We start from the raw sequence: 11,775 nt of genomic DNA, 5'->3' as shown, positions 1-11,775 counted from the left end.
ATGAATTCTTCCTTTGAATCTCTGATTGAACAGTATCCCTTACCCATTGCCGAACAGTTGCGCCACTGGGCGGCCCGTTATGCCTCGCGAATTGCCGTCGTTGATGCAAAGGGATCGTTAACCTACAGCGCGCTTGATGCACGGGTCGACGAACTTGCCGCAGGTCTGTCATCACTGGGTTTGCGTTCGGGGGAGCATGTGATTGTGCAGCTTCCCAACGACAACGCGTTTGTTACCCTGCTGTTCGCCTTGTTAAGACTGGGCGTTATCCCCGTGCTGGCGATGCCCTCCCAACGGGCGCTGGATATCGACGCGCTGATTGAGCTGGCGCAACCCGTCGCTTACGTTATTCACGGGGAAAACCACGCAGAGCTGGCCCGACAGATGGCGCACAAACACGCCTGCTTGCGTCATGTTCTGGTCGCTGGAGAGACCGTGAGCGACGATTTTACGCCGCTCTTCTCCCTTCACGGTGAGCGACAGGCATGGCCGCAGCCTGATGTTTCCGCCACCGCGTTGTTGTTGCTCTCAGGCGGCACAACCGGCACGCCCAAACTCATCCCGCGCCGACATGCCGACTATAGCTATAACTTCAGCGCTTCTGCTGAACTGTGCGGCATCAGCCAACAGAGCGTGTATCTCGCCGTCCTCCCGGTGGCGCATAACTTTCCGCTGGCCTGCCCCGGCATTCTGGGAACGCTTGCCTGCGGCGGAAAAGTGGTGCTGACCGACAGCGCCAGCTGTGATGAGGTGATGCCTTTAATCGCGCAGGAAGGGGTGACTCACGTCGCCCTGGTTCCGGCGCTGGCGCAATTATGGGTGCAGGCCAGGGAGTGGGAAGACAGCGACCTTTCGTCGCTGCGCGTCATTCAGGCAGGCGGCGCCCGGCTCGACCCGACGCTTGCTGAGCAGGTTATCGCCACCTTTGACTGTACCCTGCAACAGGTCTTCGGTATGGCGGAAGGCCTGCTCTGTTTTACCCGGCTGGACGATCCGCATGCCACCATTCTCCACAGCCAGGGTCGACCGTTGTCCCCTCTGGATGAAATCCGCATCGTTGATCAAGACGAGAACGACGTCGCGCCGGGCGAAACCGGGCAATTGTTAACGCGCGGCCCTTATACCATTTCAGGCTATTACCGCGCCCCTGCTCACAACGCGCAGGCCTTTACCGCGCAAGGGTTTTACCGCACAGGCGACAATGTCAGGCTGGATGAGGCGGGGAACCTGCACGTTGAGGGACGCATAAAAGAGCAGATCAACCGCGCCGGAGAAAAAATAGCCGCGGCTGAAGTGGAATCGGCACTGATGCGTTTAGCGGAAGTGCAAGATTGCGCGGTGGTCGCCGCGCCGGACACGCTGCTTGGCGAGCGGATTTGCGCGTTTATCATCGCGCAGCAGGTGCCAACTGACTATCAGCAGTTGCGTCAACAACTGACCCGTATGGGGCTCAGCGCGTGGAAAATTCCTGACCAAATCGAGTTTCTGGACCACTGGCCGCTCACCGCCGTCGGCAAGATAGACAAAAAACGCCTGACGGCTCTCGCCGTCGACCGTTATCGCCATTCTGCCCAATAAGCGCAAACCGACCCGAAACAGGTTGAAATAAACCCGTTTCGGGTAGCACCACTATTAGAAATAGTTATCATTTTCAATTCACCATTGTCGGTATTTTTGGCGTTTCGCCGTCTTACAGGGACTCACAACAATGAAAATGACACGGCTTTATCCTCTGGCCTTGGGGGGATTATTGCTCCCCGCCATTGCTAATGCCCAGACTTCACAGCAAGACGAAAGCACGCTGGTGGTTACCGCCAGTAAACAATCTTCCCGCTCGGCATCAGCCAACAACGTCTCGTCTACCGTTGTCAGCGCACCGGAATTAAGCGACGCCGGCGTTACCGCCAGCGACAAACTCCCCAGAGTGTTGCCCGGGCTTAATATTGAAAATAGCGGCAACATGCTTTTTTCGACGATCTCGCTACGCGGCGTCTCTTCGGCGCAGGACTTCTATAACCCCGCCGTCACCCTGTATGTCGATGGCGTCCCTCAGCTTTCCATCAACACCATCCAGGCGCTTACCGATGTGCAAAGCGTGGAGTTGCTGCGAGGCCCACAGGGAACGTTATATGGCAAAAGCGCTCAGGGCGGGATCATCAACATCGTCACCCAGCAGCCGGACAGCACGCCGCGTGGCTATATTGAAGGCGGCGTCAGCAGTCGCGACAGTTATCGAAGTAAGTTCAACCTGAGCGGCCCCATTCAGGATGGCCTGCTGTACGGCAGCGTCACCCTGTTACGCCAGGTTGATGACGGCGACATGATTAACCCCGCGACGGGAAGCGATGATTTAGGCGGCACCCGCGCCAGCATAGGGAATGTGAAACTGCGTCTGGCGCCGGACGACCAGCCCTGGGAAATGGGCTTTGCTGCCTCACGCGAATGTACCCGCGCCACCCAGGACGCCTATGTGGGATGGAATGATATTAAGGGCCGTAAGCTGTCGATCAGCGATGGTTCACCAGACCCGTACATGCGGCGCTGCACTGACAGCCAGACCCTGAGTGGGAAATACACCACCGATGACTGGGTTTTCAACCTGATCAGCGCCTGGCAGCAGCAGCATTATTCGCGCACCTTCCCTTCCGGTTCATTAATCGTCAATATGCCTCAGCGCTGGAATCAGGATGTGCAGGAACTGCGCGCCGCAACCCTGGGCGATGCGCGTACCGTTGATATGGTGTTTGGGCTGTACCGGCAGAACACCCGCGAGAAGTTAAATTCAGCCTACGACATGCCGACAATGCCTTATTTAAGCAGTACCGGCTATACCACCGCTGAAACGCTGGCCGCATACAGTGACCTGACCTGGCATTTAACCGATCGTTTTGATATCGGCGGCGGCGTGCGCTTCTCGCATGATAAATCCAGTACACAATATCACGGCAGCATGCTCGGTAATCCGTTTGGCGACCAGGGTAAGAGCAATGACGATCAGGTGCTCGGGCAGCTATCCGCAGGCTATATGCTGACCGACGACTGGAGAGTGTATACCCGTATAGCCCAGGGATATAAACCTTCCGGGTACAACATCGTGCCTACTGCGGGTCTTGATGCCAAACCGTTCGTCGCCGAGAAATCCATCAACTATGAACTTGGCACCCGCTACGAAACCGCTGACGTCACGCTGCAAGCCGCGACGTTTTATACCCACACCAAAGACATGCAGCTCTACTCTGGCCCGGTCGGGATGCAGACATTAAGCAATGCGGGTAAAGCCGACGCCACCGGCGTTGAGCTTGAAGCAAAATGGCGGTTTGCGCCGGGCTGGTCATGGGATATCAATGGCAACGTGATCCGTTCCGAATTCACCAATGACAGTGAGTTGTATCACGGCAACCGGGTGCCGTTCGTACCACGTTATGGCGCGGGAAGCAGCGTGAACGGCGTGATTGATACGCGCTATGGCGCACTGATGCCCCGACTGGCGGTTAATCTGGTCGGGCCGCATTATTTCGATGGCGACAACCAGTTGCGGCAAGGCACCTATGCCACCCTGGACAGCAGCCTGGGCTGGCAGGCGACTGAACGGATGAACATTTCCGTCTATGTCGATAACCTGTTCGACCGTCGTTACCGTACCTATGGCTACATGAACGGCAGCAGCGCCGTCGCGCAGGTCAATATGGGTCGCACCGTCGGTATCAATACGCGAATTGATTTCTTCTGATCCTTTAAATAAACAGGGATGCCGTGACGGCATCCCTGATGCGCTTATCCCGCCCAGGTTATCAATTGCCACATCCCCCCTGCCTCTTTGTCTATGATGTACGTTTAAGAGGATGCTATGGGTGTACAGAAATCTTCGCCTGAAAAGGTAGTATTGGAAGGTGTTATCCCTGGAACATCCCGTCTATCGCCCCCTCATTTGCGATGCAAATAACAATTGATCTTTACCCATTCAAGCTAAACCTGATTACTCAGTAAAACCAGGCAATGTCTTTTCCTTGTTTCGAAAACGATTTCCTTAAATGTGCGCTTATGGTGACTAAAAACTACACTTGTACTTAAATTTAAGTGTACACTTTTTACGAAAACGTTTTCGATAAATAACGGCAGGAGATGAGTATGAGCTGGAGTGGACGTGCAATACGCTCGACGATTGATAAAAGCGGTGAACTTGTGCTGTCTCTGGAGCAGGTCGAACTGACCGAACCGGGCGACGATGAGGTGATCGTCAGGATCGAGGCGACCCCGGTTAACCCCAGCGACAGCGGCATGCTGTTAGGCCCGGCGGATCTATCTGATATTCGGGAATTCGACAGCCGTGTCACGATGACTGTCCCATCAGAACGTCTGGCGGCTATCGCTGGCCGCCTGGGACAACCCATGCCTGTTGGAAACGAAGGCGCGGGTACCGTCGTGGCCGCAGGGAAAAATGCACAAGCCTTTATCGGTAAACGTGTCGGGATGTCCGGTGGTGGTATGTACGCCGATTACCGCAGGACAGATATGCACAATCTGATTGTGCTGCCCGAGGGCGTGGAAGCAGCCGATGGCGCCTCTATTTTTATTAATCCACTCACCGCACTCGGTTTTGTGGAGACGGCACTTCGGGAAGGCCATAAAGCGCTTGTTCATACCGCAGCGGCATCGAATCTTGGTCAGATGCTACAGCGCATCTGTCTGGCCGATGGTATTCCGTTAATCAATATCGTGCGCACCACTGAGCAGGAAAAAATCCTGCGCGAACTGGGTGCGACTTATGTGCTCAACAGCAAAGAGCCTGATTTTGCTGCCCGGTTGACCGATGCGATTGAAGAGACCGGCGCGACCGTTGCTTTTGATGCCATCGGCGGCGGCAAACTGGGTATTGAAATTATAAATGCTATGGAGCGCGCGGCCGCCCGCAAAACCGCAGCCTATAGCCGCTACGGTTCCACTCTCTTTAAGCAGCTGTATATCTATGGCGGGCTGGACAGTGCCCCGACAGTCCTCGATCGTGGCGGGCTCGGCTATGCCTGGAGCATATCGGGATGGCTGCTGTTTAACTATCTCAACACGGTTTCCCCGGCGGTTCTTCAGCGACTGCGCCAGCGGATCGTCGATGAACTGACGACCACCTTCGCCAGCCGCTACACGCGGACCATCGGCCTGGCCGATCTGCTTGATCCTGATGTCTTACGCGCGCTTGAACGCAAAGCGACGGGCGAAAAATTCCTGATTGATCCGCGAGTGGGCTGAATGCCCACCTGTGAAAAAACCACTTTAACCAGAATAAGCCTTCTCATGAGGCATGGAGAATCCGCATGACAAATTTAGTGAAAATTATCCGGTTCCACGAAAAAGGAAGCGCAGATGTTTTACGTATCGATGAGCTCACTCTACCAGAACCAGGTCCGGGTGAAGTTCGCCTGCGGGTAAAAGCCATTGGGCTGAACCGCGCCGAGGTGATGTTCCGCGAAGGGCAATATTTCCTGGAACCTACTCTACCATCAAACATTGGTTATGAAGCCTCCGGGATTGTCGAGGCGGTTGGCTCGGGCGTGGATGCCGGGCTTATCGGGAAAATCCGCTCCACAGTTCCTGCTTTCCCACTTAATCAATACGGCGTGTATGGCGAAGTCGCTATCGTGCCCGCCGAGGCGCTCGCCGCGTATCCTGAGCGCTTATCATTCGAGGAAGGAACAAGTATCTGGATGCAGTACATCACAACCTACGGGGCGCTGGTGCATAACGGCCATGTCACCAAGGGCGATTACGTCGTGCTGACAGCAGCAACCAGCTCCATTGGGATCGCGGCAATTCAGATTGTTAAAGCAGAGGGTGGGATTGTCATCGCGACCACGCGCGGCGCCGACAAACGGGATGAACTGCTTGCTGCCGGGGCGGATCACGTTATCGTGACTAGCGAAGAAGACGTTGCAACCCGAATTATGGAAATCACCCAAGGCGCTGGCGCGCGGATCATTTTTGATAGCGTAGCTGGTTCCGGTCTGGCCGAACTGGCGCGCGCGACGGCCAAAGATGGCCTGATCATGATTTACGGTAACCTTGCGCCGGAACCGACACCGTTCCCGATTTATGAATCCTGGGGTCAGGGAGCGCAGGGTAAGCCATTCAAAATGATGGGCTATACCATGTTCTCAATTACCGGCGACCCGGTCGCGCTCAAAAACGCGGAACTCTACATTTTCGAGAAGCTGGAGAGCGGGCAGCTGAAACCGCGCATCGACCGCACCTTCCCGCTTTCCGAAATCGCCAATGCACACCGCTATATGGAAAAAGGTCAGCAAATCGGGAAAATTGTTGTCGTGATTTGAGGTTGAGCCTTCGTAAAAGGAGGTTGCGAATCAGCTTATCTGCACTTCGCTGATTTGGGCGCGCTGATTCCCAAATTATTTCCATAGACAAATAAAGCCACCTGTATCTCAGGTGGCTTTATTATTATTCGATTTCCGTTACCCGGATTAATTTTCGGTTCAGGAATTCCCCCATCCCGATTTCCGATAACTCGCGCCCGAAGCCGGAGTTTTTCACACCGCCAAACGGCAGGCCCGGAGAGTCAGCAAAACAGGAGTTGATATAAACCATCCCGGAGTCAATATGCGACGCAATGCGCTGCGCGTTTTTCGTATCAGCATCAAAAACGTAACCGCCCAGGCCGTAAGGCGTCGCGTTTGCCAGACGAATCGCCTCTTCTTCGCTGTCGACAACATAAAAAGAGAGTACCGGTCCAAAGGCTTCCTGAGTATAGAGTGGGTTAGCCTCAGTAATATCCGTAATAATGGTCGGTTCAAGATAGAAACCCGGACGGTCGACTCTGTTGCCACCAAAAACAATGTTTGCCCCTGCCGCTTTCGCCTCTTCAATCTGTTTCAGCAACCCCTGCAACGCACGTTCGCTTACCAGCGGGCCGAGCAGCGTCGACGCATCCTCAGGATCGCCAACGTTGATTGCCGCAAACTTCTCTTTGAGCGCCTCCAGCATGCGTTCGCCACGCTCACGGCCAATCACAATGACGCGCTTAATATTGACGCAACCCTGCCCCGAGTTCCAGGTACGCCCCATCACAACCTGCTCTACAGCATGATCCAGCGGCGCGCCAGGCATAATAATCGCCGGATCGCTACCGCCCAGTTCAAGAATGACCTTCTTCAGATTTCTCCCGGCACGTTCGCCAACGGACGTTCCCGCCCGCTCGCTGCCCGTCAGCGCGACCCCGCGCACCCGGAAGTCGTCAATCAGGCTGGCAATCTGATCGATACTGCAAAACAGGTTGGTGTACGCCCCTTCCGGCGCGCCAGCTTCCTCAAACAACCGTGCGAACGCCAGTGCACACTGTGGGACGTTTTCCGCGTGTTTGAGCATAACGACATTACCGGCGATGAGCTGCGGCGCCGCCACGCGCACCAGCTGGTAATAAGGGAAGTTCCAGGGTTCGATCGCCAGGATAACCCCGATAGGTTCGGAGAGTAACGTCGCGCCTGGCTCGCCTGGAATAGCCTGTGCCGCGAGCAAACGCTCACCGTTGGTGGCATAGTAGTCGAGAATATCCGCGACTAAATCAATTTCCATATAGCCAAAGCGCGTCACTTTCCCCATTTCAAGCGTCGGGTAGGTCACATACTCATCGCGTTTCTCACGCAGGATTTTTGCCGCCTTGCCGACAATCGCAGCACGCTCAGCCACAGACCGTAAACGCCAGTCGTCGCGATAAAGCGCGTCGGCTTTTTCCAGAGCGGAAAAGACCTCAGCATCGGTCTGCAACGGGAAAGTTTTGAGTAATTCACCTGTTGCCGGGTTAATACTTTGAAAGCTCATAAAAGGCTCCTGATGATAAATGCATAAGAGAAAATATAGGGGAACGGCGAGCCTGGGCAAACCGCATCATTTTCCCCTGTTCGTTTTATATTTAACGAAAACGTTTTCGTAAAGAATTAAAAATAACGTCATCGTGTTCAGGCAACAGGGGCCTGAACGAACCGTACACAACCCGCGATCGGCGCGTGCCATTTAACAGCATACCGGGTATAAATTTCGGCCTGCGGGGAAAACTCTCCAGGGTTATCGAGCGTGCCGGCCTTAACCAGTAACATGCCGGGCATATTTGTCGCTTCGGTTACCACTGGCGAGCCGCATTCCCGGCAGAAGTGGCGGTGTGACGGCAGTCCGCTGTCGCCTGTATCGGTAAAGCATGCCGTTACTCCCTGCTGTTCATAATCACTTTTTTCCACCAGAAGGTTAACCGAGAATGCACTTCCGCTCGCTTTCTGACAATGGGTACAATGACAAACCACCACCGAGCGGGGCGGTGTTTTCATTCTGTAGCGGACGGCACTACACAGGCATCCTCCTTCCACCAACGTCATGTTCTTTCTCCTTTGTTAATTTTATCGAAAACGTTTTCGATAATTAAGTAGACAATACCCTGACCGCGTGTGGCCGTCAAGGCAGGGAAATTGGCAGGTTATGCTTTCTGGAAAAATTCACTACCGTGCGAGGAGCGCAGGATCAGCTCGGGCGACCACACCTCCTGTAGTGTTTCGACCGGTTTACCGTTCATGTGCGCCAGAAGCAACTGGACCATTCGCTGGCCCGCTTCCTGGGTTGGCGCGGAAAAGGTGGTTAACGGCGGATTCAGGTAAGGTCCGAGCGGGTGGTTGTCGCAACCAATAATTGCCACATCGGTACCGGGGCGCTTTCCGGTTTCCACAATGGCCTGCATCGCGCCGCTGGCAATCAAATCGTGGCCGCACATGATCGCCGTTGGCGGATTTTTCATCGCCAGCAGCTTTCTGGCACCCGCTAATCCGCCTGTTTCGGACAGCTCCCCGTCAACAATCAGAGCAGGATCAAAAGACAGATTTGCGGCATCCAGCGCCGCCATGTAGCCTGCCCGCAAGTGGTGGCTGAGCATGAGGTAGTCTGGAGTATTGAGAAGCCCGATGCGGCGGTGCCCCAGGCCGATAAAGCGCGCGGTGCCGTTGCGCCCGGCAACAGTGCGGTCAATATCAACGAACGGGAAAGGATTGCCCGTTTCACTTCGTCCGAGAGTGGCAAATGGCACGCTGCGATCCTGCAAAAACTGGATTCTGGCATCCTCTTTACGCGTTCTGCCAAACATCACCGCATCAACACGCTGTTGTTCAACCAGGCGTCTGAAGCTGTCTATCTCCGATTCAATGCTTCTTCCGGTGACAATAACCAACTGATAAGGCGTTTTTTCCAGTTCCTGGTCGATTCCGGCCATTAGATCGAGAAAAAAAGGTTGTGCAAAGTGGGCCTGAGGATACGAAAGCACAAACCCGATGGTTTCCGACGTTCCGCTGCGCAAACGCCGTCCCGCCGGATCGGGCGAGAAGCCCAGTTCAGACGCGGCGGCAAGCACGCGTTGCTTCGTGGCTTTACTCACATCCTCCCGGCCATTCAGCGCCTTGGATACCGTAGAGACGGACAACCCGAGGTGCTGTGCCAGTTTTACGATATTGATCCTTTGCTTCATCCCATGCCACCAGAATTGATTGATTTATCGAAAACGATTTCGATTAAATATAACAGATTGGCTTTTTTAAAACTATCAGGATGCCCTGTCCCCACATCATTAGTACCGTGCGGACATTAGCAATGTCCCCTCCTGGCACAACACAGTCAGTCTAAAGCGCCGTCAGGTCTGCCATAATCGTACAGCAGACCTTATACCTGAAAGCCCATTCCGAACCGCATTCTGGACGTTCTAGCGCAACAGTATCTTACCCAGCAGATAAGTTGTTGCCTGTCCGCCGATGTGGACTCGATCCCCCACTCGCTGGCAGCGTAAATCTCCGCCACGTTCGGCGCCCTGGCGCGCCAGCATCTGCGTTTTTTTCAGTTTTTCAGCCCAGTATGGAATTAGCATGCTATGTGCTGAACCTGTAACGGGGTCTTCCGGTACGGCTTCTCCCGGGCAAAAGAAACGGCTGACAAAATCGTATTTTTCTTCGCCGGGTGCGGTTATGCAAACCATTTTCCCCAGAGGGAGCATGGCATTAATGTTCGGGCGTAGCGCTTCTACCTGCCGTTGATTATCCAGCACGACCATGTAATCACGCGCCACGCGCACTTCTTTGCATTCCGTGATGCCCAACGTTTCCAGCAATAAGGACGGCGGCACGACGGGCTCGGTTTCCCAGGCAGGAAAATCAAGCGTCAACCACTCGCCGCTGCGTGCTACTGTCAATGGGCCAACAAACCGGGTATCAAAATGGATAGTCGCACCCGGGTAATCAAGATGTTCAAAGATGACGTGCGCAGCAGCAAGTGTGGCATGCCCACACAGATTTATTTCCCCCTGAGTGGTAAACCAGCGCAACTCGAAGCCGTTTTCATTTGGGACAAAAAAAGCCGTTTCTGACTGGTTATGCTGTTTGGACATTTTCAATAATGTCTCATCAGGCAACCACTCGGTGAGCGGACACACGGCTGCGGCATTGCCGCCAAAAGTAGCCGTGCTAAAGGCATCAACCATGTAAAAATCAATTTGTTGCATAGCGCAAACCTCGAATCATTCTTTGAGCCCCCCCACTCTACCATGCCTCGACAACGCGCAATCTCGTATTTTTCATCGTTTGATGTTCGGCTTCGGCGCCATTCCGTTGCTGGCGCTGTATCCCAATACCAGACGACATTTAAACAATGTCGCAACACCCCATTGACCTTCAAGTGAACTTTAAACTTATACTTTGAAAAAGGCCAATGGGCCGGGACACCCGTCTGACATTGTCGAAGAGGAAGTGAGATGCAAACGATTCTGGGGGCAAGCGGACAGATTGCCCGGGAACTTGCTCGCGAGTTAACGCATTCTTACAGTGCTGAACTGAGGCTTGTAAGCCGTAATCCACAGAAGGTAAATGACAGCGATAGCCTTATGCCCGCTGATTTACTGGATGCCCGTCAGACACTGGAAGCGGTTAAAGGAAGCCGCATTGTCTATTTTGCGGCGGGTCTGCCGCCGGATGCCGACCTCTGGGAACAGCAGTTTCCGGTAATGCTGCAAAACGCGCTGAACGCGTGTCGGACAGTGGGGGCAAGTTTTGTTTATTTTGACAATACTTATATGTACCCACAGGACAGCAGATTGCAGACCGAGGAAACGCTGTTCCTGCCGTCAGGGCGCAAAGGGCGGGTTCGGGCCCTGATGGCAAACAAAGTGCTGGAGGAGATGCGCCGGGGCGACATCCCTGTGCTTATCGGGCGCGCGCCCGAGTTTTATGGGCCGGGGAAAACCCAGAGTTTTACCAATGCCTTAATTTTAGACAGACTTAAAGCAGGGAAAAAGCCACGCGTGCCATTACGTGACGACACGTTACGTACGCTCATATGGACTCCCGATGCCAGTCGGGCTTTAGCGCGCCTTGGCAACACCCCTGATGCCTTCGGTCAGACGTGGCACCTGCCCTGTTGCGATGAACGGCTCACCTATGCGCAGTTTGTTTCTCTGGCCTGTAACGTGTTCGGGAAAGAAACGTCATGGTCTGTCCTGAGCAAATTCGCCTTGTTCGCCGCCGGTATCTTTTCCAAAGGCCCACGGGAACTCCGGGAGCTCCTGCCCCGCTATCAACATGATAACCTGTTTGATTCATCAAAATTTAAGCGGCGATTCCCGGACTTTCAGATAACAACGTACCGTCAGGGACTGGAAACCCTTTACCGTGAATGGAAAGCGCCACTCACCGTAAAGAAAGACAAATAAACAACCACGCAGGTAGTATCGCTAATCAACCCCTGACATTAAAC

Annotated in this window: 9 protein-coding genes; 5 read left to right on the top strand and 4 right to left on the bottom strand. The window is 54.3% G+C overall.

All coding sequences use genetic code 11. From position 1 onward, the window contains the following. From ybtE to OGV67_RS09380, 4 genes are all read left to right on the top strand, one after another. Positions 1-1,578 carry a yersiniabactin biosynthesis salycil-AMP ligase YbtE gene (ybtE, locus tag OGV67_RS09395; RefSeq protein ID WP_117072083.1) on the top strand — a complete coding sequence of 526 codons (1,578 nt, stop codon included), beginning with the start codon at positions 1-3 and terminating at the stop codon, positions 1,576-1,578. Between the two features lie 130 nt (positions 1,579-1,708). Then, the gene (gene fyuA, locus OGV67_RS09390) at positions 1,709-3,730 is read left to right on the top strand and encodes a siderophore yersiniabactin receptor FyuA (RefSeq protein WP_016239270.1); all 2,022 of its coding nucleotides are present in this window, start codon (positions 1,709-1,711) and stop codon (positions 3,728-3,730) included. A 398-nt stretch (positions 3,731-4,128) separates the two neighbouring features. Next, a complete protein-coding gene (locus tag OGV67_RS09385; RefSeq protein WP_115614277.1) occupies positions 4,129-5,244 on the top strand; it encodes a zinc-binding dehydrogenase in 1,116 nt (371 codons plus the stop codon). 65 nt (positions 5,245-5,309) lie between these two features. Beyond that, positions 5,310-6,323 (top strand): zinc-dependent alcohol dehydrogenase family protein, encoded by a 1,014-nt coding sequence (locus tag OGV67_RS09380; protein ID WP_115614276.1) that lies wholly within the window; start codon positions 5,310-5,312, stop codon positions 6,321-6,323. Between the two features lie 124 nt (positions 6,324-6,447). Here OGV67_RS09380 and OGV67_RS09375 read toward each other — a convergent pair whose 3' ends face one another. The 4 genes from OGV67_RS09375 to OGV67_RS09360 form a co-directional block, all read right to left on the bottom strand. Continuing rightward, positions 6,448-7,824 carry an NAD-dependent succinate-semialdehyde dehydrogenase gene (locus OGV67_RS09375; protein ID WP_200003612.1) on the bottom strand — a complete coding sequence of 459 codons (1,377 nt, stop codon included), beginning with the start codon at positions 7,822-7,824 and terminating at the stop codon, positions 6,448-6,450. A gap of 137 nt (positions 7,825-7,961) precedes the next feature. After that, the gene (locus OGV67_RS09370; protein WP_115614275.1) at positions 7,962-8,372 is read right to left on the bottom strand and encodes a GFA family protein; all 411 of its coding nucleotides are present in this window, start codon (positions 8,370-8,372) and stop codon (positions 7,962-7,964) included. Positions 8,373-8,470: 98 nt separating this feature from the next. Next, the gene (locus tag OGV67_RS09365; protein WP_197982111.1) at positions 8,471-9,505 is read right to left on the bottom strand and encodes a LacI family DNA-binding transcriptional regulator; all 1,035 of its coding nucleotides are present in this window, start codon (positions 9,503-9,505) and stop codon (positions 8,471-8,473) included. Positions 9,506-9,736: 231 nt separating this feature from the next. Beyond that, positions 9,737-10,528 carry a PhzF family phenazine biosynthesis protein gene (locus OGV67_RS09360; RefSeq protein WP_115614274.1) on the bottom strand — a complete coding sequence of 264 codons (792 nt, stop codon included), beginning with the start codon at positions 10,526-10,528 and terminating at the stop codon, positions 9,737-9,739. A 249-nt stretch (positions 10,529-10,777) separates the two neighbouring features. Here OGV67_RS09360 and OGV67_RS09355 point away from each other — a divergent pair, with 249 nt between their 5' ends. After that, positions 10,778-11,731: an NAD-dependent epimerase/dehydratase family protein gene (locus tag OGV67_RS09355; protein WP_071258505.1), complete on the top strand. Its 954-nt coding sequence runs from the start codon at positions 10,778-10,780 to the stop codon at positions 11,729-11,731. Positions 11,732-11,775 lie beyond the last annotated feature (44 nt).

The sequence above is a fragment of the Citrobacter sp. CK188 genome (assembly GCF_030333525.1).
Classification (GTDB): Bacteria; Pseudomonadota; Gammaproteobacteria; order Enterobacterales; family Enterobacteriaceae; genus Citrobacter_B; species Citrobacter_B koseri.
This window is presented reverse-complemented; position numbering and strand designations above follow the sequence as displayed.